General features: G+C 63.0%; 24 protein-coding genes and 2 pseudogenes. 13 read left to right on the plus strand and 13 right to left on the minus strand.

The genetic code is table 11. The features are described from left to right. Positions 1-55: 55 nt before the first annotated feature. Positions 56-940: a LysR family transcriptional regulator gene (locus J3A98_RS04470; RefSeq protein ID WP_209964315.1), complete on the plus strand. Its 885-nt coding sequence runs from the start codon at positions 56-58 to the stop codon at positions 938-940. Between the two features lie 39 nt (positions 941-979). On the opposite strand, the gene J3A98_RS04475 is transcribed toward J3A98_RS04470, so the two are convergent. Beyond that, positions 980-1,729 (minus strand): 3-oxoacyl-ACP reductase family protein, encoded by a 750-nt coding sequence (locus J3A98_RS04475; protein ID WP_209964319.1) that lies wholly within the window; start codon positions 1,727-1,729, stop codon positions 980-982. A gap of 118 nt (positions 1,730-1,847) precedes the next feature. Here J3A98_RS04475 and J3A98_RS04480 point away from each other — a divergent pair, with 118 nt between their 5' ends. Next, positions 1,848-2,786 (plus strand): LysR family transcriptional regulator, encoded by a 939-nt coding sequence (locus J3A98_RS04480; RefSeq protein ID WP_176685637.1) that lies wholly within the window; start codon positions 1,848-1,850, stop codon positions 2,784-2,786. 114 nt (positions 2,787-2,900) lie between these two features. Here the strand turns inward: J3A98_RS04480 and J3A98_RS04485 are convergent, their stop codons facing one another. Beyond that, positions 2,901-3,371: a GreA/GreB family elongation factor gene (locus J3A98_RS04485; protein ID WP_084852255.1), complete on the minus strand. Its 471-nt coding sequence runs from the start codon at positions 3,369-3,371 to the stop codon at positions 2,901-2,903. Positions 3,372-3,373: 2 nt separating this feature from the next. After that, the gene (locus J3A98_RS04490) at positions 3,374-3,772 is read right to left on the minus strand and encodes a hypothetical protein (protein ID WP_209964321.1); all 399 of its coding nucleotides are present in this window, start codon (positions 3,770-3,772) and stop codon (positions 3,374-3,376) included. A 129-nt stretch (positions 3,773-3,901) separates the two neighbouring features. Between J3A98_RS04490 and earP the strand changes: the two genes are divergently transcribed. Further along, on the plus strand, positions 3,902-5,035 hold the full coding sequence (earP, locus tag J3A98_RS04495; protein ID WP_209964324.1) for an elongation factor P maturation arginine rhamnosyltransferase EarP: 1,134 nt from the start codon (positions 3,902-3,904) through the stop codon (positions 5,033-5,035). Positions 5,036-5,083: 48 nt separating this feature from the next. Further along, complete coding sequence (efp, locus tag J3A98_RS04500) at positions 5,084-5,653, plus strand: elongation factor P (RefSeq protein ID WP_003252871.1); 570 nt, start codon at positions 5,084-5,086, stop codon at positions 5,651-5,653. Between the two features lie 224 nt (positions 5,654-5,877). Here the strand turns inward: efp and J3A98_RS04505 are convergent, their stop codons facing one another. The 3 genes from J3A98_RS04505 to J3A98_RS04515 form a co-directional block, all read right to left on the minus strand. Beyond that, a complete protein-coding gene (locus J3A98_RS04505) occupies positions 5,878-6,306 on the minus strand; it encodes an organic hydroperoxide resistance protein (protein WP_209964326.1) in 429 nt (142 codons plus the stop codon). 140 nt (positions 6,307-6,446) lie between these two features. Next, positions 6,447-6,902: a MarR family transcriptional regulator gene (locus J3A98_RS04510; RefSeq protein WP_020192084.1), complete on the minus strand. Its 456-nt coding sequence runs from the start codon at positions 6,900-6,902 to the stop codon at positions 6,447-6,449. A gap of 58 nt (positions 6,903-6,960) precedes the next feature. Beyond that, positions 6,961-7,914, minus strand: a complete 954-nt coding sequence (locus J3A98_RS04515) for a LysR family transcriptional regulator (protein ID WP_010952891.1) — start codon at positions 7,912-7,914, stop codon at positions 6,961-6,963. 113 nt (positions 7,915-8,027) lie between these two features. Here J3A98_RS04515 and J3A98_RS04520 point away from each other — a divergent pair, with 113 nt between their 5' ends. Further along, positions 8,028-8,777 (plus strand): sulfite exporter TauE/SafE family protein, encoded by a 750-nt coding sequence (locus J3A98_RS04520; protein ID WP_209969736.1) that lies wholly within the window; start codon positions 8,028-8,030, stop codon positions 8,775-8,777. A gap of 28 nt (positions 8,778-8,805) precedes the next feature. Here the strand turns inward: J3A98_RS04520 and J3A98_RS04525 are convergent, their stop codons facing one another. Then, on the minus strand, positions 8,806-9,657 hold the full coding sequence (locus tag J3A98_RS04525; RefSeq protein WP_209964328.1) for a LysR substrate-binding domain-containing protein: 852 nt from the start codon (positions 9,655-9,657) through the stop codon (positions 8,806-8,808). Positions 9,658-9,753: 96 nt separating this feature from the next. Between J3A98_RS04525 and J3A98_RS04530 the strand changes: the two genes are divergently transcribed. Beyond that, complete coding sequence (locus J3A98_RS04530; protein ID WP_209964330.1) at positions 9,754-9,972, plus strand: DUF1127 domain-containing protein; 219 nt, start codon at positions 9,754-9,756, stop codon at positions 9,970-9,972. 466 nt (positions 9,973-10,438) lie between these two features. On the opposite strand, the pseudogene J3A98_RS04535 reads toward J3A98_RS04530, so the two are convergent. Both J3A98_RS04535 and J3A98_RS04540 read right to left on the minus strand, forming a co-directional pair. Then, positions 10,439-10,531 (minus strand): annotated as a pseudogene (locus J3A98_RS04535) (3-deoxy-7-phosphoheptulonate synthase); the annotation flags it as partial. Between the two features lie 690 nt (positions 10,532-11,221). Continuing rightward, positions 11,222-12,568 carry a 3-deoxy-7-phosphoheptulonate synthase class II gene (locus tag J3A98_RS04540; protein ID WP_209964332.1) on the minus strand — a complete coding sequence of 449 codons (1,347 nt, stop codon included), beginning with the start codon at positions 12,566-12,568 and terminating at the stop codon, positions 11,222-11,224. Between the two features lie 116 nt (positions 12,569-12,684). Between J3A98_RS04540 and J3A98_RS04545 the strand changes: the two genes are divergently transcribed. Together J3A98_RS04545 and J3A98_RS04550 are read left to right on the plus strand one after the other, a co-directional pair. After that, on the plus strand, positions 12,685-13,440 hold the full coding sequence (locus tag J3A98_RS04545) for a hypothetical protein (RefSeq protein ID WP_010952896.1): 756 nt from the start codon (positions 12,685-12,687) through the stop codon (positions 13,438-13,440). A 317-nt stretch (positions 13,441-13,757) separates the two neighbouring features. Continuing rightward, positions 13,758-15,471: pseudogene (locus J3A98_RS04550) on the plus strand (DEAD/DEAH box helicase). Positions 15,472-15,612: 141 nt separating this feature from the next. Here J3A98_RS04550 and J3A98_RS04555 read toward each other — a convergent pair. Beyond that, entirely contained in the window at positions 15,613-16,380 is a 768-nt protein-coding gene (locus J3A98_RS04555; protein ID WP_209964335.1) for a class III extradiol ring-cleavage dioxygenase, read from the minus strand. Positions 16,381-16,481: 101 nt separating this feature from the next. On the opposite strand from J3A98_RS04555, the gene J3A98_RS04560 reads away from it, so the two are divergent. Then, positions 16,482-17,132 carry a thiopurine S-methyltransferase gene (locus J3A98_RS04560; RefSeq protein WP_209964339.1) on the plus strand — a complete coding sequence of 217 codons (651 nt, stop codon included), beginning with the start codon at positions 16,482-16,484 and terminating at the stop codon, positions 17,130-17,132. Between the two features lie 178 nt (positions 17,133-17,310). Here J3A98_RS04560 and htpX read toward each other — a convergent pair whose 3' ends face one another. Then, positions 17,311-18,198 carry a protease HtpX gene (gene htpX / locus J3A98_RS04565; RefSeq protein WP_010952899.1) on the minus strand — a complete coding sequence of 296 codons (888 nt, stop codon included), beginning with the start codon at positions 18,196-18,198 and terminating at the stop codon, positions 17,311-17,313. Positions 18,199-18,724: 526 nt separating this feature from the next. Continuing rightward, positions 18,725-19,936: a pyridoxal phosphate-dependent aminotransferase gene (locus J3A98_RS04570; protein ID WP_003247100.1), complete on the minus strand. Its 1,212-nt coding sequence runs from the start codon at positions 19,934-19,936 to the stop codon at positions 18,725-18,727. 167 nt (positions 19,937-20,103) lie between these two features. Here J3A98_RS04570 and msrB point away from each other — a divergent pair, with 167 nt between their 5' ends. Together msrB and J3A98_RS04580 are read left to right on the plus strand one after the other, a co-directional pair. Beyond that, entirely contained in the window at positions 20,104-20,499 is a 396-nt protein-coding gene (gene msrB, locus J3A98_RS04575; protein ID WP_176685760.1) for a peptide-methionine (R)-S-oxide reductase MsrB, read from the plus strand. A 13-nt stretch (positions 20,500-20,512) separates the two neighbouring features. Next, positions 20,513-21,001 carry a glutathione peroxidase gene (locus J3A98_RS04580; protein WP_209964342.1) on the plus strand — a complete coding sequence of 163 codons (489 nt, stop codon included), beginning with the start codon at positions 20,513-20,515 and terminating at the stop codon, positions 20,999-21,001. Here J3A98_RS04580 and J3A98_RS04585 read toward each other — a convergent pair. Further along, positions 20,991-23,348 carry a response regulator gene (locus J3A98_RS04585; RefSeq protein ID WP_209964345.1) on the minus strand — a complete coding sequence of 786 codons (2,358 nt, stop codon included), beginning with the start codon at positions 23,346-23,348 and terminating at the stop codon, positions 20,991-20,993. The genes J3A98_RS04580 and J3A98_RS04585 overlap by 11 nt on opposite strands. Positions 23,349-23,551: 203 nt before the next feature. On the opposite strand from J3A98_RS04585, the gene J3A98_RS04590 reads away from it, so the two are divergent. Together J3A98_RS04590 and J3A98_RS04595 are read left to right on the plus strand one after the other, a co-directional pair. Beyond that, positions 23,552-24,439: an ATP-binding protein gene (locus tag J3A98_RS04590; protein ID WP_176685763.1), complete on the plus strand. Its 888-nt coding sequence runs from the start codon at positions 23,552-23,554 to the stop codon at positions 24,437-24,439. Further along, positions 24,440-24,922: a GAF domain-containing protein gene (locus tag J3A98_RS04595; RefSeq protein WP_176685764.1), complete on the plus strand. Its 483-nt coding sequence runs from the start codon at positions 24,440-24,442 to the stop codon at positions 24,920-24,922. The last annotated feature ends 528 nt before the right edge of the window (positions 24,923-25,450 follow it).

Here is a 25,450-nt window from a genome sequence, read left to right on the forward strand (position 1 = left end):
GGCATGACACCAATGTATAGTTTTCAACCTATTCATCTTGAAAGCAGATAGATCGATGAACCTCAAGCAGCTCGAATATGCCCTTGCCGTGGCCGACACCGGCAGTTTTACCCGCGCGGCGGAGCGCTGCCATGTGGTGCAGTCGGCGCTCAGCCATCAGGTGGCGCGGCTGGAGGCGCAGTTGGGGGTGAGCCTGTTCGAGCGTAGTTCGCGACGGGTGCGCCTGACACCTGCAGGGGAGGCCTTTGTGCTCAGTGCACGGCCAGCGGTGGAGGCGGCCCGGCGCATTGCCGATGATGTGGCGGCGGCCTGCGGCCAGGTACGCGGGCGGCTGGCGATTGGTGAAATCAGCTCGCTCACCGCGCTGGACCTGGTCGACCTGTTGGCGGTGTTCCACGGTCTTTATCCGGATGTGGATGTACGCTGGCTCACGGCCAAGAGCGAATCGCTGATCGCTGATGTGCTCGAGCGGCGCCTGGACGTGGGTTTTATCGGGCTGTGGCAGGGCGAGGTGGTGCAGGGGGTGCAGCATCGCTTGCTGGCCAGGGAAGAACTGGCCGCTGTGTTGCCGTTGGGGCACCGCTTGGCGGGCAGGGCACAACTGGCGCTGGCTGACCTGGCAGGCGAGGTGTTGGTGGATTTCCCCGAAGGCACCGGGGCGCGACGACAGACCGACGAGGCGTTTCAGGCGGTGGGGTTGCAGCGCAGGGTGCAGTTCGAGATCGGGCATGTTCGTCTGGTGGAGAAATTCGTGCAGCGGGGCATGGCCGTCGGCCTGGTGCCCGAGCGGGTGGCTCAGGGCATCGAAGGGGTGGCCGTGGCGCGGTTGGTGGATGCGCCGGTACGGCACTTGTATGCGGTGTGGTCGTCCAGCCCCACACCGGCTGCCCGGGCTTTTCTGGACGTGATGGAACAAGGCCTGGGGGCAAGGAAAGGCTAAGCCTGTGCCGGCCTTTTCGCGGCACAGGCAACCTTTCAATCAGGCTGCAAACCCACCGTCCACCGTCAGGCTGGCACCGGTGATATACCCGGCTTCAGGCCCCGCCAGGTAAGCGACAAAGCTGGCAATCTCCTCCGGCTCGCCGTACCGCCCAATGGCCATCAGCGGAACCAGGCTCTCGGCGAACTCGCCACTGGCCGGGTTCATGTCGGTGTCTACCGGGCCGGGCTGCACGTTGTTCACGGTAATGCCCTGCGGCCCGAGGTCGCGTGCCATGCCGCGGGTCAGGCCAACCAGTGCCGACTTGCTCATGGCGTACGGTGCACCGCCGGCAAACGGCATGCGCTCGGCGTTGGTGCTGCCAATGTTGATGATGCGACCCCCTTGGCCCATGTAGCGTGCCGCGGCCTGGCTGGCTACAAATACGCTGCGTACGTTTACGGCCAGCATGTGATCGAAGTCGGCCAGGTCGAACTCGGTCACCGGGGCCACTGCCAGCACACCGGCGTTGTTGACCAGGATATCCAGCCGGCCGAAGGCCTTCACGGTGTCATCCACCGCCAGTTGCACGGCTGCCGCATCAGCGCTGTCAGCCCGCAGGGCCAAGGCTTTGCCGCCGTTCTCGGTAATTTCCCGAGCCAGTTCTTCAGCCGGGCCGGCAGAGCTGACATAGGTGAAGGCCACTTGCGCGCCTTCGCGGGCCAGGCGCCGCACGATGGCTGCGCCAATGCCTCGGGAGCCGCCCTGAACCAGGGCCACTTTGCCTTCGAGTATAAGTTGCTTGGACATGCTGTTCTCCTGCTGGAAGCCAGGCCGAAATGCCTTGGATGGGCACAGTATCGGCGCTCGATTGCCTACTGATAAGATGGTAATCACTATCAGCAGAGTAAACCTTTGGTTGCTAATCATGGCCATGGAATCGTTCAGCGCGTTGGAATGCTTTATCCGCAGTGCCGAGGTCGGCAGTTTTGCCGAAGCCGCCAGGCGCCTGAGCCTTACCCCGGCCGCCGTGGGCAAGCACGTTGCGCAGCTGGAAGCGCGCCTGGGTGTGCGGTTGTTCCAGCGTAGTACCCGCAAGCTGACCTTGACCGAAGCGGGGCAGCGTTTTCTCGGCGAGGTCAGTGACAGCTTTCGCACCATTCAGTACGCCGTGGCCAACCTGGCCAGTGCAGAAGGCCAGCCGGCCGGGTCGTTACGGGTGAGCATGGGCACGGTGTTCGGGCGCTTGTACGTGCTGCCGTTGCTGGGGGAATTCTTGCGCCGCTACCCGGCGATTACCCCGGATTGGCATTTCGACAACCGCCAGGTCGACCTGATCGGCCAGGGCTTCGATGCAGCGATTGGTGGTGGTTTTGAACTGCCACCGGGGGTGGTGGCGCGCAAGCTGACCCCGGCGCACCGGGTATTGGTGGCGGCGCCAGCCTATCTGCAGCGGCACGCGCCGATAGAAGACCCGCAGGTGCTGCAACGCCATGACGGCATCCTGGTCCGGTCACCGCAGACCGGGCGGGTGCGCTCGTGGCCGTTGACCAGCCGTTGGCAGGCGCAGCAGCCGCTGCAATTGCGCCAGGCGATGACCATGAGCGATTCGGACGCGGCGTGCGCAGTGGCCGAGCAGGGGCTGGGTATTGCCCTGGTGAGCCTGCCGTTTGCCGTGCCCTACTTGCTGGCCGGTCGGCTGCTGCGGGTGTTGCCGGACTGGTATGTGGACGATGGGTATATCAGCCTGTATTTCGCCGAGCACAAGCTGTTGCCGGGCAAGACCCGGGTGTTCGTCGATTTTGTGGTGGAGCAGTTTGCCGAGCAGGGGCTGGCGGGGCGTTTCGATGCCTTGCAGGCCCTTTAGAGAATTATTGCCTGTGCCGGCCCTTTCGCGGGCCCGCCCGTTCCCACAGGGATATCACAGCCCTGAAGACAGTGGGAACCTTGTGGAAGCGGGCGTGCCCGCGAAGAGGCCGGTTCAGACAACATCGACAATGAACGATACCTGCGCCCCCAGGCTCACCTCGTCATCCACCCGCTTGCCCAGCAACAGCTGCCCCAGCGGCGATCGTGGGGTAATCACCGTCACCAACCCGTCCCCCTCGCCAATCTTCAATCCCGCTGCCTCAGGCCCGAGAAACAGCCGGCGCTGCCCGCCGTCTTCATCTTCCAGGGTCACCAGGTTGCTTACCTGCACGCCGCGCGCCGGGTCGTAGTCACGCAGCAGCAACTGCTGGTAGATCACCAGCGCCTGGCGGATCTCGGCACTGCGGCGGGCCTGGCCGGTGGCCAGGTACGAGGCCTCCAGGCCCAGCGTGTCATACTTGTTCTCGGCAATGTTCTCTTCGGCGGTGGCGGCCTCGTAGGCGGTTTGCGCCGCGCGGGTCAGCACGTCCAGGTCATGCTCGAGGGTGGCGACAATCAGCGCCAGCAGGTGGGGCTTATCCATGGTCAGTAACAGAACTCCAGCACGTTGGCCTGGCTTTTTTCGGTGGGCGCGGTACGGTTTTGCTGTAGCCAGAACTGGCACTTGGGGCTGTTGAGGTTGCGCGGGTTGCCCTGTGCGGCATCGGCGGCCTGTTGCAGCGCCTGTTTGTGCAGGATGTCCTTGTAGCGTTCGAACATCTCGGCCTGGCCATCCTGGGCAGTGGCCGGCGCGGGTGTTGCAGCGGCACGGTAGGCGTGGGGGGCTACAACCTGGGCCAGCGGTTGCACCTGCTGGGGCCACAACTGTTGTGCCAGCCACAGGCTCACGGCAATGGCCATGGCGCCCAGCCACAGGCCCAAGGCAACGCACATGATCAACGGCAACGGCTTGAGGGTGATCTTCAGTTCACGGTGGCGTGGCATGGCAGCCTCCTGGCAGCGTGGTAGGGGGGCATTGTCGCATGCGCTTGGGCATTTTTCTGCGCAGGTGCTTTTGTCAGCGCCAATTTATGCGCAGAATTCGCGGTTTTTGCACCAGCACGGGAGGGGCGCATGAAAGCCACCTGGGACATCTTCTGCAGCGTCGTCGACAACTACGGCGATATCGGCGTGACCTGGCGCCTGGCCCGGCAGTTGGTGGCCGAGCACGGCCTGGCGGTGCGCCTGTGGGTGGATGACCTCAACGCTTTCACGCCCATGTGCCCTGGCGCCGACGCCACGGCTGCGCAACAGTGGCAGCACGGCGTGGATGTGCGCCACTGGCCGGCAGCGTGGTTGCCGGTGGCGCCGGCCGATGTGGTGATCGGCGCGTTTGCCTGCCAGTTGCCGGCGGCGTATGTCGAGGCCATGCGTGCCCGTCCGCAGCCGCCGCTCTGGCTCAACCTCGAGTACCTGAGTGCCGAGGACTGGGTGGAGGGTTGCCATGGGTTGCCTTCGCCGCAGCCCAACGGTTTGCGCAAGGTATTCTTTTTCCCGGGCTTTACCGACAAAACGGGCGGTTTGCTGCGCGAGGGTTCGCTGCTGGCCCGGCGTGATGCGTTCCAGCAGTCGGCGGAGGCGCGCCGTGCCTTTTTGCAGGGGCTTGGTGTAGACCCTGTGCCGGGTGCGTTGCTGATCTCGCTGTTCGCCTATGAAAACCCACAGCTGGGCAGCTGGCTTGATGCCCTGGCCACGGCTGACCAGGCCTGCCACCTGTTGGTCCCGCAGGGGCGCATCGTCGCGGGGCTCAGCCAGTGGCTGGGCGAGGGGCCGCTGCACGTGGGTGATGTGCGCACGCGTGGGGCGCTGACCGTTCAGGTACTGCCTTTCGTCAGCCAGGACGACTTCGACCGGCTGCTATGGAGCTGCGATTTCAATGCCGTGCGTGGCGAAGACTCGTTCGTGCGTGCGCAGTGGGCGGGGCAGCCGATGCTGTGGCACATCTATGTGCAGGACGAGAATGCTCATTGGGAAAAGCTCGAAGCGTTCCTCGCGCATTATCGCTGCGGCCTGTCAGACGATGCCGATGCAGCCCTGTTGGGCCTGTGGCGTGCATGGAACATGGATTTCGACATGGGCCAGGCCTGGCGGGCGGCCCGCCAGCATTGGCCGGAACTGCAGCAGCATGCCCGCCGTTGGGGGGCGCGACAGGCCGCTCAGCCGGACCTTGCCGAAGCGCTAGTACACTTTTACCGAAATTCGCTATGATACGCGGCCTCGATTTTTATAAATCCATCCAGATTCGGATACTTCGTAATGAAAACTGGTAAAGAACTGAAACCCGGTACCGTACTGCGGATCGACAACGACCCGTGGCTGGTTCAAAAAGCTGAGTTCACCAAGTCGGGCCGTAACAGCGCGATCATGAAGACCAAGCTGAAGAACCTGCTGACCGGCTACAAGACCGAAACCGTGTACGGTGCGGACGACAAGCTGGACGACGTGATCCTGGATCGCAAAGAAGCGACCCTGTCGTTCATCAATGGTGACGAGTACACCTTCATGGACACCACCGACTACACCATGTACGAGCTGAACGCCGAAGACATCGAAGCCGTTCTGCCGTACATCGAAGAAGGCATGGAAGACGTCTGCGAAGCCGTGTTCTTCGAAGGCCGTCTGGTGTCGGTTGAGCTGCCGACCACCATCAGCCGTAAAGTTGTCTACACCGAGAACGCTGCTCGCGGTGACACCTCCGGCAAAGTCATGAAGCCTGCCAAGCTGGCGAACGGTACCGAGATCTCGGTTGCCGACTTCATCCAGATCGACGAGTGGATCGACATCGACACTCGCGACAACAGCTTCAAAGGCCGTTCCAAGAAGTAATGCTTCTTGCGAGACGCAAAAAACCCGGCGCAAGCCGGGTTTTTTTATGCCTGTGTGCTCGTGCTTTTGTGGGTGCAACTGTCGTGCTCAATTTCTAAAAGCTGGCGCAGATCCGTGTGGGAGCGGGCTTGCCCGTGAACACGGGCGGAGCCCGTGCCATCCACCGCGGTGTATTCTTCGCGGGTAAACCCGCTCCCATAGGGGATCGCGCAAGCCTTTGCGCCTTAGACGGTTACGTGCAGGCGCACATCCACATTACCGCGGGTGGCATTGGAATACGGGCACACCTGGTGCGCCTTTTCCACCAGCCCTTCGGCATCGGCCTGGGCCAGGCCCGGCAGGTTGATGTGCAGGTCGATGTCCAGGCCGAAACCGCCCGGGATCTGGCCGATGCCCACCTTGGCGGTGATCGAGGTATCTGCCGGCAGGGCTTTCTTCTCTTGCCCGGCCACGAACTTCAAGGCGCCGATGAAGCAGGCCGAGTAACCGGCGGCGAACATCTGCTCGGGGTTGGTGCCGTCACCGCCCGCGCCACCCAGTTCCTTGGGGGTGCTCAGGCTGACGACGAGCTTGTCGTCGCTGGAGCGGGATTTGCCGTCGCGCCCACCGGTGGAGGTTGCTTCTGCGATGTACAGCGGAGTGACCTTTTGCATCTTGAGCCTCGCTAATGTGCTGTGCACTCCCGTTTGCAGGAGGGCGGGGGTTGGTGTGGGATTTAAATTAGCGCGCAATTAGTTAGCGCGCAAGATAAATCATCGCCGTTCATCGGAACGGCCATTTCACAGCATAGCGTTCAGAGGTTTTTTTGCAGGTTGTCGCGCAGGATCAGCAGGTCGGCTTGCAGTTGCTGCAGCTGCTCCAGGCTGCGCCCGCTGGCCTTGAGAATGCATTGCGGCACCTCTTTGGCCTGCTGTTGCAGGGCGCGGCCCTTGTCGGTCAGTTGCACCATCACTACCCGTTCATCTTCGCGGCTGCGGTTACGCTGCAACAGGCCTTCGCTTTCCAGGCGCTTGAGCAGCGGGGTCAGCGAGCCCGGGTCGGTCAGCAGGTGCTGGCTGATTTCGCCCACGGTCAGGCCGTCACGCTCCCAGAGCACGAGCATGGCAAGGTATTGCGGGTAGGTCAGGCCCAGCGCCTGCAGCAGCGGCTTGTAGACCTTGGTCATCAGCAACGAGGTGGAGTGCAGGGCGAAACAGACCTGATTGTCCAGCAGCAGCTCGTCACAGGAGGCTTGGGTGTCGGCGTTCATGCAGGTCCTTGAAAGTGATCAATGGAAAATTCTGGCACGCTGATCATCAGTGCGCGAGTTAATCGCGCAGTTCACTGCGCAAGGCCAGGTCCCAGGGTGGAATCGGGCTGAATCGGCTCTTGAGGAATTCGAGCAGCAAACGGCTGCGAGAGTTCGTTTCATGTGCCAGGCGTAGCGCGTAAATGCCGCTGGTCTCGGCTTCAGGCAAGCCGCCGTCGCAGAACAACGGGATCAGCTCACCGCGCAGCAGGTATTCACTGATCAGCCAGGTGGGAAGGTGGGCTATCCCCAGGCCGGCGAGGGCGCCGAACAACAGGGTTTCGGCGTTGTTGGCGGCCATGCGCATGCGCGCGGGGCGATACAGGCGGGTTTGCCCGGCCACACTGAAGCGCCAGGCGAACGGCGGCGCCAGGCCATCCCAGTCGAGCCCGTCATGCCCGGGCAGTTCGCTGGGGCAGGTGGGGATGCCGCGGCTGGCCAGGTAGGCGGGGCTGGCGCAGGCGATGCGCACCATGTAGGCGAGCGGCGTGGCGACCAGGCGGGTGTCGGCCAAAGGGCCGGCGCGCAGCACCAGGTCGACCTCGCCCAGGTGGCTGCCCTGCAGGTCGACGAAGCTGTCGATCAACCGCAGTTGCACGTCCAGGCCCGGGTAGGCCACCAGGAAGTCGGCAATGGCCGGGGCCAGGTGGCGGCGGCCAAACGCGGCAGGTGCGTCGATGCGGATCAGGCCTTCCGGGGCATTGCTCAGTGACACCGCTTCAGCCCTGGCCAGGCGCAACTCCTCGATGATGCGCCTGGCCCGTTCGGCAAAGGCATTGCCTGCAGGCGTGGCCCGCACCGCGTGGGTGCTGCGGGTGAACAGGCGGCTGCCGACGGCGCTTTCCAGGTTGTCGATGCGCCGTGCTACCGCAGACGGGGTCAGCGGGTGGCGACGGGCGGCGGCAGAAAAGCTGCCGGTTTCCAGTACATCGAGGAACAGGCTCAATTGGTCGGTCAGGGTATCGGGGCTCATGGCTGCCTTGCTTTTGCGAAAAACGCACAGCCATTGTGCGCTGCTGTGCGTTTCCCCGCCAGCGCGCAATCGTTAGCATGCTCGCATTATTGGTACAGGCGGACGAGGCCCTGATGATCGAGTGGTTGTTGTATATCGTGCTGGGCGCAGCCCTAGGCACTATGGGGGGCTTGTTTGGCATAGGCGGCGGGCTGATTGCGATTCCGGCGCTGGGCGTGCTCTTCGGCCTGGACCAGCAGTTGGCGCAGGGGACCGCGTTGGTGATGGTGGTGCCGAACGTGCTGCTGGCGCTGTGGCGGTATCACCAGCGCAACCGCATCGCGTTGCGCCATGCGTTGCCGCTGTCGGCGTGCAGCTTCCTGTTTGCCTGGCTGGGGTCGATCTGGGCGGTGGGGCTTGATGCGCATTCCATGCGCCTGGGTTTTGTCGGCTTTCTGGTGGTGCTGGCGGTGTGGAACGTGGTGCGGATGTTCATGAAAGTGTCGCCGCCGAGTGCCGAGCTGCGTCATTCCTGGCCGTGGCTGGGTGTGCTGGGCAGCTTTGCCGGCACAATGGGCGGCTTGTTCGGGGTGGGTGGGGCCGTGGTGGCCACGCCGGTCCTGACCAGTGTGTTCGGCGCTACCCAGGTGGTGGCGCAGGGGTTGTCACTGGCGCTGGCGGCGCCGAGTACCGTAGTCACGCTGGTGACCTATGGCGTGCACCATAGCGTTGACTGGGGGGTGGGGATTCCGTTGGCGGTGGGGGGCTTGCTCAGCATCAGCTGGGGCGTGAAGCTGGCCCACGCGTTGCCGGAGAAGGCATTGCGGGCAATGTTCTGCGTGTTTCTGGTGGTCTGTGCGGTGATGCTGGGGTTTGAGCTGTGAGATTTTTGGGCCGCTTTGCGGCCCCAGATTACTTGAAACCCTCAACGATGTAGTCGGCCATGCAGTCGGTAATGGGCGAGGGGGTCTGGGTACTGCGCACCAGCATTACATTGGCCATCGGTAATTGCGGCAGCCCTTCGCTCTCACCCAGTACCCGGATGTTGCCCCCGATCAGGCTCTGCAACTGCGCGGTCACTGCCAGCCCGGCTGTGACGATGGCAAAGATTGCCGCCAGGCTCGGGCTGGTGTAGGCAATACGGTAGTCGATGCCCTGTGCCTCCAGCGCATTGCAGGTCCAGGCGCGACAGAAGCAGTCGGTGTTGAACAGCGCCACCGGCATCGGCCGTTGTTCGTGCGGGCAAAAGCCTTCTGCCGCGGCCCACACCAGGCGTTCCTGGCGCAGCAACTGGCCAATCTCGTTGCCGGGCTCGCGGGTGACGATGGTCAGGTCCAGATCCTGGCGCAGCATCAGATGCTTGGACGAGTCGCAATGCACTTCCACCTGCACCAGCGGGTAGGCCTGGGCAAAGCTCGACAGGATGGTCGGGAGGAAGCGCATGGCGTAGTCGTCCGGTGTGCCGATGCGCACCAGTCCAACCATGTGCGGCATGCGCAGGGTGTTGAACACTTCGCCATGCAATTTGAGAATGCGCCGGGCATACCCCAGCAGGACCTGGCCTTCGGCGGTCAGCCGCACCTGACGGCCATCACGTTCGAAGAGCTGGCGCTGCAGAACGTCTTCTTCCAGGCGTTTCATCTGCATGCTGACGGCTGACTGGGTGCGGTTGACCACTTCGCCTGCACGGGTAAAGCCGCCTTGCTCGGCAATGGCGACGAAGGTGCGCAGGACGTCCGCGTCGAGGCTTTGGTACTGGGACATTACATCAATCTCCGAGATGCATCGCATCAGAAACATTCGTTGGATTGATCTTATGCCTGGCGTGAGACTGAGGCCATCAACACGGAGGGCTTCACGATGAAAGGTCATGTCAGCAGCATCCAGCAACCTGCCTTTTCCCTGAGCTACCTGTGGCATGCGGCCCTGCAGCGTCCGGCGCGTTGGCTGGAGCTGTACCGTCAGCGTCAGGAGCTGGCCAGCCTCAGTGATGCAACCTTGCACGATCTGGGGTTGAGTCGGGCGGATATCCAGCAAGAGGCCAAGCGGCATTTCTGGGATGATCCACTGAGGAAGTGATGCCAGGCGTGGCAGTCGCTTCTGCTCCTGCTCTTGCTCTTGCTCTTGCTCTTGCTCTTGCTTTGGCTTTTGCTTCTAAGCGCGCGGTAGTTCAGGCGACGCAGATTGCGACTTCAGGAGGCCGAGCGCCGGTTCTGATCGGGCGTACAGTCCGTTTGCGATGGCGACGCCGACTCACCTTTCCGCCCTTACGGCGGGTCCCTTTTTGTCGTGGCAAAAAGGGACCAAAAACCGTCGGCTCCCATCATCCGGCCCCTGCGCTGCGCTCCGGGGTCCCCTCGCTCCGGCCTTGCTCCCAGGAGCACGCGCTGCAGGCCCCATCCATGGGGCCTCAGCGCTTGACGGGCATCCATGCCCGTCATCTCCCTCCGCAAGGCCTCCACTCGGCCTCCTGAAGTCGCAATCTGCGTCGCCTGAACTACCGCGCGCTTAGAAGCAAAATCAAAAGCGAACTCGGTGATCGGCCGGCACCGCCGATGCATTCGGTGAGGTTCTGCCCGGTCATCTGGATAAGGATATCGCCGGCATGGCTGCCCTCGGCCTGGTGTACTTGGAAGAACGCTGTTGCTCTTGCTTTGGCTTTTGCTTCTAAGCGCGCGGTAGTTCAGGCGATGCAGATTGCGACTTCAGGAGGCCGAGCGCAGGGCTTGCGGAGGGAGGTGACGGGCATGGATGCCCGTCAAGCGCTGGGCCCCAGGATGGGGCCTGCAGCGCGGTCCTCCCGGGAGCAAGCCCGGAGCGAGGGGACCCCGAAGCGTAGCGTAGGGGCCGGATGATGGGAGCCGACGGTTTTGGTTACTTTGGCCACGACCAAAGTAACCCGCCGGAAGGGCGGAAAGGTGAATAGGCGCCAACATCGTGAATGTATGTCTACTTGATGTGAAAGCGCACAACCCAAAGGCCCAAGAGCCCAAAGCTTTAGCGCTGGTTCTGATCGGGCGTACAGTCCGTTTGCGATGGCGACGCCAACTCACCTTTCCGCCCTTACGGCGGGTCCCTTTTTGTCGTGGCAAAAAGGGACCAAAAACCGTCGGCTCCCATCATCCGGCCCCTACGCTGCGCTCCGGGGTCCCCTCGCTCCGGGCCTTGCTCCCGGGAGCACGCGCTGCAGGCCCCATCCATGGGGCCTCAGCGCTTGACGGGCATTCATGCCCGTCATCTCCCTCCGCAAGGCCTCCACTCGGCCTCCTGAAGTCGCAATCTGCGTCGCCTGGACTACCGCGCGCTTAGAAGCAAAAGCGAAAAGCGCTCAGCGCCGCACTTGCTTGAGGGTTTCGGCAATCAGGAACGCCAACTCCAGCGACTGATCAGCATTCATCCGCGGATCACAATGAGTGTGATACCGGTCAGACAACGCATCCTCGGTGATCGGCCGGGCACCGCCGATGCATTCGGTGACGTTCTGCCCAGTCATCTCGATATGGATACCGCCGGCATGGCTGCCCTCAGCCTGGTGCACCTGGAAGAACTGCTTCACCTCATCCAGAATCTGCGCAAAATCGCGGGTCTTGTAACCGCTGCTGGCCTTGATGGTGTTGCCGTGCATCGGATCGGAACTCCACAGCACCTTGCGCCCCTCGCGCTCGACCGTGCGGATCAGCCCCGGCAAGTGGTCGCCAACCTTGCCCGCGCCCATGCGCACGATCAGGTTCAAACGCCCCGGGTCGTTGGCCGGGTTGAGCGTGTCGATCAGGCGGATCAGCTCTTCGGGGTTCATGCTCGGGCCAACCTTGACCCCAATCGGGTTGTGCACGCCACGCAGGAACTCCACATGGGCCCCATCGAGCTGGCGGGTGCGGTCGCCGATCCACAGCATGTGCGCCGAGCAGTCGTAGTAGTCGCCGGTCAGGCTGTCCTGGCGCACGAAGGCTTCTTCATAGTTCAGCAGCAGTGCTTCGTGGGCCGTGAAGAAGCTGGTTTCGCGCAGTTGCGGCGCACTGTCCAGGCCACAGGCACGCATGAACGCCAGGGTTTCATCGATGCGATTGGCCAACTGGTGGTACTTGTCGGCCAGCGCCGAGTTGGCGATGAAGTCCAGGTTCCACTTGTGCACCTGATGCAGGTCGGCAAACCCGCCCTGGGCGAACGCGCGCAGCAAGTTGAGGCTGGCGGTGGCCTGGTGGTAGGCCTGCAGCAGGCGATCCGGGTCCGGAATACGGCTTTTGGCGTCGAAACCTATGCCGTTGACGATGTCGCCGCGGTAGGCGGGGAGGGTGATGTCGCCGATGGTTTCATCGCCAGATGAGCGGGGTTTGGCGAACTGCCCGGCCATACGCCCCACTTTCACTACCGGGCAGCCGGCGGCAAAGGTCATGACAATGGCCATTTGCAGCAGCACCTTGAAGGTGTCGCGGATTTTTGCAGCCGAGAACTCGGCGAAGCTCTCGGCGCAATCGCCGCCCTGAAGCAGGAAGGCACGCCCTTCAGTGACTTCGGCAAACTGCCGACGCAGCTCGCGCGCCTCACCCGCGAACACCAGCGGCGGGTAGCTGGCCAGGGTCTGTTCAACCTTCAGCAGGTGCGCGGCATCGGGGTAGGTCGGTTGCTGCTGGATCGGCAGGGCGCGCCAGCTGTCGGGGCTCCACGGTTGGTTCATCTTGGGCTCGGTATTGTCGGTTGTAGGCTATGGGCCATGGTAACAGTTGGCGCTGCGCTTGTTGCATCCAGGGTGTTGGCGGACAATGCGCGTTTTTGCGCAGGTGGGTGGTGGACATGACGGCGGAACGGCAAGAGCGGCTGCTGGCACGGGTGGAGGATGCTTTTGGCGTCATCAGCGTGTACGAAGTAGACGACTACCGCTTTCTGGAGTTCGGCGATGCGATCGAGCAAAGCTGTGTGTTCACGGCCGACCCCAGCTGGCTGGAGTACGACTATACCCGCGCCATGCTGGTGGGGGCGCTGTGCCACGAATCGCCGGAGAGCGCGCTGTTTCTGGGCCTGGGCGCCGGCACGCTGACCCAGGCCTGCATGAAGTTCCTGCCGCTTGAAGACATCGAGGCCATCGAGCTGCGCCCGGATGTGCCGCGCCTGGCCATGGATTACCTGGGCCTGGACGACGACCCACGGCTGTATGTGCGCATCGGCGATGCCCTGGAGTTGCTGCCCACGGCAGAGAAGGCCGACCTGCTGTTCGTTGACTTGTACACCGACCATGGTCCTGGGGTCGGGCACCTGGCGTGGAACTTTCTGGAAAACTGCCAGCAACACCTGAACCCGGGCGGCTGGCTGGTGATCAACCAGTGGGCCACCGATGATGGCAGGCCGCTGGGCGCAGCGTTGTTGCGCGGGTTGTACCACCGGCATTACTGGGAACTGCCTGTGAAGGAGGGCAATGTGATTCTGCTGGTGCCGGCAGACCTGGAGCAGTCGCTGGACCTGGACGGTTTGAGAGCCCGGGCCGAAGCGCTGGCGCCCCGTTTGGGGTACAGCCTCGATGGGCTGATCCGCGAGATTCGGCCGGCTACCTGAAAGGCTCAACCGCTGCGATACCGAGCGCGCAAGGCTTCAGGGGATTATCGATTCAGCCTGTCGTGCTTGGTGGCCCGATGCTGGCCCTGCACCCGTGAAAATTTTCCTCACGTACGTGACTATTTCAGGTATAGTACGCGCCGGTCTTTTAGCGGACCTCAAAATCAGGTGGTGCAAATCCTCCGAGTCCAGCTTCGGCTGCGCGTCCGCTAGGCGGACCTTCCCAAGTTTTCTTTTTCAATCGTTTTCGCAAATCCCCGCCGCCAAAGCTGCCTGGGTGACCTGACGGTCTTTCAAGGCATGTGCAGCTTTGGAGCATGGGTCTTTGCGGATGCACCTAGAGGCAGACCCATGACCCAGGAAACCGGCGGCTTCGCCGCTCTCGATCTTAATCCGAACATTGTTGCTGCCGTTGTGGCTACCGGCTATGAAGAGCCGTCCGCCATTCAGCAACAATCGATCCCGATCATCCTCGCCGGTCACGACATGATCGGCCAGGCGCAGACTGGCACCGGCAAAACCGCTGCCTTCGCCCTGCCGATCCTGAACAAGATCGATGTGAGCAAGCGCGAACCGCAAGCCCTGATCCTGGCGCCAACCCGTGAGTTGGCGCTGCAAGTTGCTACCGCTTTCGAAACCTACGCCAAGCAGATGCCGGGCGTGAACGTTGTCGCCGTCTACGGTGGTGCCCCGATGGGCCCACAGCTGCGTGCGATCCGCAACGGCGCGCAAATCGTCGTGGCCACCCCGGGCCGTCTGTGCGACCACCTGCGTCGTGACGAAAAAGTCTTGTCGACCGTACAGTACCTGGTACTGGATGAAGCCGACGAGATGCTGAAGCTGGGCTTCATGGACGACCTCGAAGTGATCTTCGACGCAATCCCGGCTACCCGTCAGACCGTACTGTTCTCCGCAACCCTGCCGTCGTCGATCCGTTCGATCGCCGAGCGTCACCTGCGTGAACCCAAGCACGTCAAGATCCAGACCAAGACCCAGACCGTTACCGCGATCGAGCAGGCCCACCTGATGGTCCACGCGGACCAGAAGATCCCGGCTGTGCTGCGTCTGCTGGAAGTGGAAGAGTTCGACGCGCTGATCGCCTTCGTACGTACCAAGCAAGCCACCCTGGACCTGGCCGCCGCGCTGGAAGCCAAAGGCTACAAGGCTGCTGCACTGAACGGCGACATCGCCCAGAACCAGCGTGAGCGTGTGATCGACTCGCTCAAGGATGGCCGCCTGGACATCGTCGTCGCCACCGACGTCGCTGCCCGTGGCCTGGACGTACCGCGCATCACTCACGTATTCAACGTCGACATGCCGTACGACCCGGAGTCCTACGTACACCGTATCGGCCGTACTGGCCGTGCCGGTCGCGATGGCCGTGCACTGTTGCTGGTTACCCCGCGTGAGCGCCGCATGCTGCAGGTGATCGAGCGTGTAACCGGGCAGAAGGTTGCCGAAGCGCGCCTGCCGAATGCCCAGGCTGTGCTGGATGCCCGCATCAAGAAGCTGACCTCGAGCCTGGCGCCGCTGGTAGCCGAAGCAGAAGCCACCCACGGCGAGCTGTTCGACCGCCTGACCACCGACCTGGGTTGCAGTGCGCGTGCCCTGGCTTCGGCCCTGCTGCGCAAGGCCACCAATGGCCAGGCGCTGGACCTGGCGGCGGTAGAGCGTGAGCAGCCGCTGGTGCCGAGCTTTGCCCCGCGTGGTGAGCGTACCGAGCGCGGTGAGCGTGGCGAGCGCCCTGACCGTGGTGACCGTGAGCGTCGTGCGCCGCTGCCGTTGGCCGAAGGCCGCGTGCGTTGCCGTACCGCCCTGGGTGCCCGTGATGGCATCGCTGCCAAGAACCTGCTGGGTGCGATCCTCAACGAAGGTGGCCTGGCGCGTGATGCTATCGGCCGCATCCAGGTGCGCGACAGCTTCAGCCTGGTCGAGCTGCCGGAAGACGGCCTCGAGAAGCTGCTGTCCAAGCTCAAGGACACCCGCGTGGCTGGCAAGCAGCTGAAGCTGCGTCGCTACCGCGAGGATTGATCCTGGCGTAATGAAAGAATCCCCGGCTTAGGTCGGGGATTTTTTTTGCCTGTACCGGCCCTTTCGCGGGCAAGCCCGCTCCTACAGGTACTGAAATCTGTGGGGTACCTGTGGGAGCGGGCAAGCCCGCGAAGAGGCCCTTCAGTCGAACCGATAGATGTCCATCCCCAGCGCGCCCAGGGTAAACCCCTGATGCACCACGCCGAACTTGCTCCCGGCCCCGAGGGCAAAGAACAGCGGCAGCAAATGCTCATCACTGGGATGGTTGCGCAGCGCAAACGGCGCCTGCTGCCGGTAATCCAGCAACGCCGCCTGGTCATCCTCCTGCAGTCGGTCTACCACCCAATCCCTGAACGCCAGCGCCCACGGCTCGATCACATCCGGCCTTGCATGCCAGTCCAGCTCACCCAGGTTGTGGGTAATGCTGCCCGAACCCATCAGCAGTACATCCTCGGCACGCAACCCCGCCAGTGCCTGGCCCACCTTCAGCTGCAGCGCCGGCCCCATGTGGCTGGGCAGTGAAACCTGCACCACGGGAATGCGCGCATCCGGGTACATCAGCGACAGCGGCACCCAGGCGCCATGGTCGAATGGGCGTTGCATGTCCAGTCGCGCGGGTAACCCCGCAGCCTTCAATCGCTCACTGACCTGGCCAGCAAGCCCGGGCTCGCCCGGCGCCGGGTACTGCACTGCATACAGAGCCGGTGGGAAGCCGTAGAAGTCGTGCCAGGTTTCGGGCTGTGCGCTGCCGGTGACCAGCAGCTCGCGGCTTTCCCAGTGTGCGGACACCACCACGATCGCTTTCGGCCGGGGTAGCGCGTTGGCCAACCCGGATAGCGCCGGCCCGCTGGCGCCGGGTTGCAGGGCAAGCATGGGGGAACCGTGGGAAATGAACAGGCTGGGCAGCATGACGGGGTCCTGAAGGTTAAGATGCAACCATCTTCGATTAACTACAGATCGAAATCCAAACCAAGTTTTACCGACAAATCATCTAAAAATCGGGAGTGATCATGGAGCCAGCGTTCTGGCAACAACGGTGGGCCGACAATCAGATCGGCTTTCACCAGGCGCAGGTGAACCCCTATCTGCAGACGTACTGGCCCTTGTTGCAGTTGGCACCGGGCAGCCGCGTGCTGGTGCCTCTGTGCGGCAAGAGCCTGGACCTGGCCTGGCTGGCTGGGCAGGGCTATCGCGTATTGGGTGTAGAGCTGTCGCGGCGGGCGGTGGAGGATTTTTTCCGTGAGCACGGGCTTGAGGCCGAAGTGCGGCAGCAGGGCGCATTCGAGGTTTGGCGCAGTGGAGATGTGCAGCTGTGGTGTGGCGACTTCTTTGCCTTGCGGGCAGAGGATGTGGCTGACTGCGTGGGGCTGTATGACCGGGCGGCGGTGATTGCGCTGCCGGTGCAGATGCGTGCGCGGTATATGCAGCTGTTGTCGGGTTTGCTGCCGGCAAATTGCCGTGGGTTGGTGGTGACGCTGGAGTATGACCAGTCGTTGTTGGCCGGGCCGCCGTTTTCGGTCAGGGATGAAGAGCTGAGACAAGGGTTTGCGGAGTGGCAGGTGGAGCAGCTGGAGGCAGTGGAGGTGATTGAGGACAGCCCGAAGTTCATGCAGGCCGGGGCGTCGAGTTTGTTGGAGCGGGTGTATCAGGTCAGCCGATAAGCAGGTATGGCAGGCTGACGCGGCCCATGTGGGAGCGGGCGCGCCCGCGAAACAGGCGACGCGGTAGAAGGCACCGGCTTTGCCGGTGTTCGCGGGCGCGCCCGCTCCCACAGAAGGCTGCGTAAGGCCGGGAATAAAAAAGGGCGACCGAAGTCGCCCTTTGTTTTTAACAGGTGAATCAGCCGCGCTGACGCAGGGCCTCGATGCGGTCTTCCAGCGGTGGGTGGCTCATCAGCAACCCGGCCAGGCCGTGCTTGAGGCCGCCATTGATGCCGAAGGCCTTCATGGTGTCCGGCATGTGCACAGGCAGGCCTTGTTCCACGCGCAGGCGCTGCAGGGCGCCGATCATTGCTGCGGTACCGGCCAGCTGCGCACCGGCTTCGTCGGCGCGGAATTCGCGGCGGCGCGAGAACCACATCACGATCATGCTGGCCAGGATGCCAAGGATCAGCTCGGCAACGATGGTTGCGACATAGTAGGCAATGCCTTGGCCCTCTTCGTTCTTGAAGATCACCTTGTCGACAAAGTTGCCGATGATACGTGCAAAGAACATCACGAAGGTGTTCACCACGCCCTGTACCAGCGCCAGGGTGACCATGTCGCCGTTGGCAACGTGGCCGATCTCGTGGGCCAGTACCGCACGCACTTCATCGGGCGAAAAACGCTCCAGCAGGCCCTGAGACACCGCTACCAGCGCGTCGTTGCGGTTCCAGCCGGTGGCGAAGGCGTTGGCCTCGTATGCCGGGAAGATACCCACTTCGGGCATTTTGATGCCCGCTTCGCGAGACAGCTCTTCGACCGTTTGCAGCAGCCACTGCTCGTGGCGGGTGCGCGGCTGGCTGATGATCTGGGTGCCGGTGGTCATCTTCGCCATCCACTTGGAGATGAACAGCGAGACGAGGGAGCCGGCAAAGCCGAACACGGCGCAGAACACCAGCAGGCTGCTGAGGTTCAGGTCGACCCCGTTGGCGGCCATGAACCCGTTGAAACCGAACAGGCTCAGGGTAATGCTTGCAACCAGCACCACCGCGAGGTTGGTGGCTACAAACAACAGAATGCGCATCATGGTTGTTACGTTCTCCTGACGGATGAGTTGTCGCTTACTGCGGGGTATATAAGGGGCCTGCCGCGCCGATTCAATCGGGGGACTATTTCAAACTGTGTACGGCGGAGTATGGCAGAGGATGGCCTGCGGGCTGTGGGATAGAGCGTTGCAGGATGTAAGAAACATTCGGCTTGGGGGCTGCGTCATGGCCGCTGGGTGTTTGCCGCAAGTGGTGTGGCGCCTGTGAGATCGAGCGCCGCCCGCGCGGCGCTTCGCGGGTAAACCCGCTCCTACGTTTGTTTCAGGCCAATTATGCCTGTGGGATTTGCGCGCGAACGCCCTGGCGCATGGCTCGATATCGCGTCGTACAAACAAGGCGATCGCGCGCGCCTGGCACAGGATGGACTGGCCCGAAACAAACGTAGGAGCGGGTTTACCCGCGAAGCGCCGCGCGGGCGGCGCTCGATCTACGCCCCACCATCAACCTTTCGTCGAACCCCTCGTCGAAACTCTCGTCGAAACTCTCGTCGTCGCCCCCCGTCGACCCCTACTGCGAATAACCCTTAAGGAAATTGCCGATCCGGCCAATTGCCGCTTCCAGGTCATCCACCCGTGGCAAGGTCACCACGCGGAAGTGGTCCGGCCACGGCCAGTTGAACGCCGTCCCTTGTACGATCAGCAGCTTCTCCGACAGCAGGAGGTCAAGGGCGAACTTCTCGTCGTTGAGGATCGGGCAAACCTTCGGGTCGATCCGCGGGAACGCATACAGCGCCCCCATCGGCTTCACGCAGCTGACACCGGGGATATCGTTGAGCAGTTCGTAGGTGCGGTTGCGCTGCTCCAGCAGGCGGCCCGGTGGCAGCACCAGGTCGTTGATGCTCTGGTAGCCGCCCAGCGCGGTCTGGATGGCGTGCTGGGCCGGCACGTTGGCGCACAGGCGCATGTTGGCCAGCATGTCGATGCCTTCGATGTAGCTGTGTGCGTGGTGCTTGGGCCCGGAGATGATCAGCCAGCCGGAACGGAAACCCGCCACCCGGTACGACTTGGACAAGCCGTTGAAGGTCAGGCACAGCAGGTCCGGGGCCAGCGAGGCGGTGCTGATGTGCACGGCTTCGTCGTACAGGATCTTGTCGTAGATCTCGTCGGAGAACACCACCAGGTTGTGTTGGCGGGCGAGTTCCAGCATGCCCAGCAGCAGTTCTTTGGAGTAGACGGCGCCGGTCGGGTTGTTCGGGTTGATGATCACCAGCGCCTTGGTGTTCGGGGTGATCTTGGCCTTGATGTCCTCGAGGTCAGGGAACCAGTCGGCCTGCTCGTCGCACAGGTAGTGCACCGGCTTGCCGCCGGCCAGGCTCACGGCGGCTGTCCACAGCGGGTAGTCGGGGGCCGGGATCAGCACTTCGTCGCCGTTGTTGAGCAGCGCCTGCATCGACATGACGATCAGCTCGGACACACCATTACCCAGGTAGATGTCCTCGATGGTGACGCCTTCGATTTCCTTCTGCTGGCAGTACTGCATTACCGCCTTGCGGGCGCTGAACAGGCCTTTGGAGTCGCTGTAGCCCTGGGCGGTAGGCAGGTTGCGGATCACATCCTGCAGGATTTCATCAGGCGCCTCGAAGCCAAACGGCGCCGGGTTGCCGATGTTCAGCTTGAGGATGCGGTGGCCTTCCTCCTCCAGGCGTTTGGCGTGCTTGAGCACTGGGCCGCGAATGTCGTAGCAGACATTGGCGAGCTTGTTCGATTTGCTGAACTGCATGATGGGATCCCGATTGAGAAAACGCGCTACGCCCCGCCGAAAGGTTTGAAAGGGCAGGAAGCGGGTGCCAGACTGAACGCCTGGCACACGAAGCCGACTAATATACGTGCCACCCGCGCCCCGGAAAAGACGGTGTGGGGTGAAATTCAGCCTGCCGAGGTCCCTACATGAAAAAGATCGAAAGAACCCTGGACGAATGGCGGTCGATGCTCGACCCCGAGCAGTACCAGGTATGCCGCCTCAAGGGCACCGAGCGGCCATTCAGCGGCAAGTACAACAGCGAGCGCCGCGATGGCATCTACCATTGCATCTGCTGCGGCCTGGCGCTGTTCGATGCGCAGACCAAGTTCGACGCCGGCTGCGGCTGGCCGAGCTTCTACGCGCCGATCGAGGACAGTGCGATGATCGAGATCCGCGACACATCCCACGGCATGATTCGCACCGAAGTCACCTGCGCCCGTTGCGATGCGCACCTGGGGCATGTGTTCCCTGACGGCCCACCACCGACCGGTCTGCGCTACTGCATCAACTCGGTGTGCATCGACCTTCGTCCGCGCGACTGACCGGAGCCCGATCATGGCTGCAACGATGCTGAACATACCCTGCGTGACCCTTGGCGGCGAGCACAAGACGCTCGGCGACTTCCCGGGCAAGGTGCTGTTGGTGGTCAATACTGCCAGCCAGTGCGGTTTTACCCCACAGTACAAGGGCCTGGAGCAACTGTGGCAAACCTACCGCGACCGTGGCCTGGTGGTACTGGGCTTTCCGTGCAACCAGTTCGGCAAGCAGGAACCTGGCGATGCACGGGAAATTGCGCAGTTCTGCGAGCGTAATTTCGGCGTGACTTTCCCGCTGTTTCGCAAGGTCGAGGTCAACGGCCCGGGCGCTCACCCTCTGTTCGTCGAACTCAAGCGGCGCGGCCCGGGCATTCTGGGTAGCCAGAAGATCAAATGGAACTTCACCAAGTTTCTGGTCGACCCGGCCAGTGGCCAGGTCAAGCGCTATGCCCCCACCACCAAGCCACAGGCCCTGGAGGCGGACATCGAGCGTTTGCTCAGCCGCTGAAGGGTACCCAGTGGTCGACCAGGGCCAGTAGCTCTTCGCGGCGGAATGGCTTGGCCAGGTAGTCGTTCATGCCCGCCGCCCGGCAGCGTTCGCGCTCTTCGGGCATCGCGTTGGCAGTGAGGGCGACGATTGGCAACGCGGGCCAGCGGCCGCTTTGGCGGATACGCCGGCTGGCCTCGTAGCCGTCCATCACCGGCATGTTGCAGTCCATCAGCACCAGGTCGAATTCCTCGCGCTCCAGCAGCTCAAGGGCCTCCGCGCCTTGGGTGGCCAGTTGCACCTGGCAGCCGAGCTTGGCCAGCATGCCCTTGGCCACCAGCTGGTTCACCGGGTTGTCCTCTACCAGCAGAATCCTCGCACGGCCTTGCTCCTGGGGAATGGACGGGATGGCCAGCGGGTGTTCGGGCTCATGGCCTCGCAAGGTGCGGCGCAGGGTCTGGTACAGGGCGTTGCGTGCCAATGGCCGGGCCAACTGGTGCAGCGGGGCCAAGGTCAAGGACTGCTCGTTGGGCAGGAAGTTGCCGTAGGCAGTCACCAGCAGAATCGGGGTATTCAATGCCGGGCGCAGCTCGAACAGGTGCTCGACGTCGTCGGTGATCAACAGGTCGATCGCTCCGGCATCCAGCGTGGCGCAACTGTCATGGCGCTGGTAGGTCAGGCCCCAGGCGGGCAGCAAGTGCTGCAACAGTTCACTGAGCCCGCTGCCGGCTGCGCTCAGTGCTGCCACGCGGCCATGCAAGGGCGCCGGCGGGATGGCTTCGGTGTGCACGGTCAACGGCAACTCGGCGGTAAAACAGCTGCCAAAGCCTGGCTCGGAGCGAATGTGCAGGTGGCCCTGCATGGCCTTGCACAGGTTGCGCGTCAGCGCCAGGCCCAGGCCGGTACCACCGTACTGGCGGGTGATGCCGGCACCGGCCTGGGTGAAGGGCTGGAAGATGCGCGCCTGGGCGTCTTCGGGGATGCCGATGCCGGTATCCCGTACCTCCAGACGCACACCGCCGACAATGGCCACCAAGCGCACATCGACGCGGCCAAAGCGGGTGAACTTCAGCGCGTTGGACAGCAGGTTGCTGACGATCTGCCGCACACGCGTGGGGTCGCCGAGCACGCTGCTGGGGAAGTCGCTGGCGATCAGGCAGGTCAGCTCCACGCTTTGCGCGGTGTTCTGCGACAGCAGGTTGGCGGTGTCTTCCACCATCGAGCCCATGTCGAACGCAATGCGTTCCAGTTCCAGTTGGCCGGCATCGAACTTGGACAAATCGAGAATATCGTTCAGCAGCTCTACCAGCACCTTGCCCGAGTCATGGGCGATCGCCAGTTGCTGGCGTTGCTCGCTGGGCAGCGGGTTGTCCAGTGCCAGGGCGATCATGCCGAGCATGCCGTTGAGCGGGGTGCGGATTTCGTGGCTCATGTTGGCCAGGAAGGCGGCGCGTGCCTGGGCCATGTCCAGCGCTCGGCTACGGGCTTGTTCCAGCTCCTGATTGGACAGGCTCAGGCTGCTGTTGCTGGCCTTGAGCTCGTTGGTGCGCGCCGACACGATGTCTTCCAGCTCGTTCAGATACTGGGTCAGACGGTTTTCCGCGGTGCGACGCTGTTCGATCTCGGTGGCCATGCTGACGAACTGCTGGTTGGCGACCTTCACCAGCACGCCGATTTCGTCATGCTCGTGTCCGTGTGGGCATTCCAGGCGAGTTTGCCGGGGTTTGCGCGGGTCGCTGCCGCTGAGTGCGCCGATCACCGTCACCAGCGGCTTGGTCAGCATCATGTAGAACAGCGCCAGCAGGATGCCGGTCAGCACCAGGCTGCGGGCAAAACCATTGAGCAGGGTGATGCCGGCACGGTCGAGAAAGCGGCTGCCGAAGGCGAAGGTGTCGATGTCCAGGTACAGGGTGCCCAGGTACTCCTCTGGCATGTGGGTCAGGTACAGGCGTTCCTTGAACTGGCGCTGCTCGCCGAACAGGAAGTCGCTGAGTGGCCGGTAGCGGTCCTGAAGCTTTGGCCGCTCGACATCGGCCAGTACCGTTTCGTTATTGTCGATCAGCCGTGCGCGGATGACGGCCGGCGACTGCAGCAGGCCGCGGGTCAGCTCCAGCGCCAGCTCCGAGTCGATGTTGTAGGCGATGCGTGAGGCCGGGTTTTGGCTGATTTGCAGCAACGCGCTCACTTCACGGTTGATGGACGCGTCTTCGCTGGCATAATCGATGCCGATCTGGATGAGACTGAGCAATGTTCCCAGGATGAAGCCGACCAGGACTGTCAACCGGGCTTGCTTGTATGACAGGCGATTGGTGAACTTGATATCCATGAGTCCCGAGCCGGTTTCCCGTTCCTTGCGCTGCGCAAGCATAGCCGAATAGCCCCGGCTGCTGGTGGGTCTGTCTGTTCATTTCAGTTGATCGCCAAGCGGGGGCCGCTTTGCGCCCCTTCGCGGGCTTGCCCGCTCCCACAGGTACAGCTTAGCCCCAGGCTGAACGCAGCCCTGTGGGAGCGGGCAAGCCCGCGAAGGGGCGCGCAGCGGCCCCCAAAAAACTGAAATTGTTAGGAGTCGTCATGGACGCTCGCTTGATCGCTTTTCTGGACCGCGCCGAATCGGTACTGGCGCGTCTTGAACCCCTGTTGCCGGCACAGCGCCCGCACATCGACTGGACCACCACACTGGCCGCGCGCTGGCAGCGTGATGGCCGCAGCGGCTACCTGCTGCCACTGGAGGTCAGCCTGGACATCCGTCTGACCGATCTGATCGGCGTCGACAAACAGCGCGACCAACTGGGCCGCAACACCCACCAGTTCATCAACGGCCTGCCAGCCAACCACGCGTTGCTGTGGGGCTCGCGCGGTACCGGCAAGTCGTCGCTGGTGCGTGCTTTGCTGGCTGAGCACGCCAGCGCCGGCCTGCGCCTGATCGAAATCGAACGTGACCACCTGGCCGACCTGCCGCGGGTGGTCGAGCAGCTGCAGAAGCTGCCGCAACGTTTCATCCTGTTCTGCGACGACCTGTCGTTCGAAGCCGGGGAGGGCGATTACCGGGTGCTCAAGAGCGTGCTCGACGGCTCGCTGGAGCAGGCCCCGGACAACGTGCTGCTGTACGCCACCTCCAACCGCCGCCACCTGGTGCCCGAGAAGGAAAGCGACAACGAGAACTGGAAGCGTGTGGACGGCGAGCTGCACCCCAGCGAAGCGGTGGAGGACAAGATTGCCCTGTCTGACCGTTTTGGCCTGTGGCTGTCGTTCTATCCGTTCACTCAGGACCACTTCCTGAATGTTGTGGAGCACTGGATTGGCCAGTTGGCACAACCCGCGGGCCTTGTGTGGCAACGCACCGAAGAACTCGACATCCTCGCCGTGCGCTGGGCCACCGGCCGCGGTAACCGTAATGGCCGTTGTGCCTATCAGTTCGCCCGCTATTGGGTCGGGCTGCAATTGCTGGAGCAAAAGTAAATGATCGACCTCAATGCCAGTGGCGCCGGCCTCGACGGCTACAATCTGCTGGCGGCGCAAGTGCAGGCGCTGTTCGCCGACGAGCGTGACTTCATCGCCAACGCCGCGCAGTTTTCGGCGTTTCTGTATAACCAGGTGGACGACCTGAATTGGGCAGGGTTCTACCTCAATCGCAACGAAGAGCTGGTGCTGGGCCCGTTCCAGGGGCAGGTGGCGTGTGTGCGTATTCCGTTCAGTAAAGGTGTGTGCGGGGCCGCGGCGGCAACGCGACAGACCCAGCGGGTCGAGGATGTACATGCATTCCCGGGCCACATTGCCTGTGACAGCGCCTCCAACAGCGAGCTGGTGATCCCGTTGGTGAAAGACGACAGGTTGATTGGCGTGCTGGATCTGGACAGCCCGACGGTGGGGCGGTTCAGCGAAGCGGACCAGGTGGGGCTGGAGCGGTTGGCGGCGATCTTTCTGGCGTTGACTGACTGCTGATCGATGTTGCCTGTGCCGACCTCTTCGCGGGTGAACCCGCTCCTACGACGGCCTGTGTCCAACCAGGGATGTGTGTCCTCCCCGGTGTAGGAGCGGGTTTACCCGCGAATACGGTGGTGGCTGCAACGATGAATGCCCAGAAATATTGGCCAGCAGGCCCGGCCTCTTCGCGGGTGAACCCGCTCCTACGACGGCCTGTGTCCAACCAGGGATGTGTGTCCACCCCGGTGTAGGAGCGGGTTTACCCGCGAATACGGTGGCGGCTGCAACGATGAATGCCCAGAAATATTGGCCAGCAGGCCCGGCCTCTTCGCGGGTGAACCCGCTCCTACGACGGCCTGTGTCCAACCAGGGATGTGTGTCCACCCCGGTGTAGGAGCGGGTTTACCCGCGAATACGGTGGTGGCTGCAACGATGAACGCCCAGAAATATTGGCCAGCAGGCCCGGCCTCTTCGCGGGTGAACCCGCTCCTACGACGGCCTGTGTCCAACCAGGGATGTGTGTCCACCCCGGTGTAGGAGCGGGTT

Source organism: Pseudomonas sp. BP6 (genome assembly GCF_017875935.1).
GTDB lineage: Bacteria > Pseudomonadota > Gammaproteobacteria > Pseudomonadales > Pseudomonadaceae > Aquipseudomonas > Aquipseudomonas putida_Y.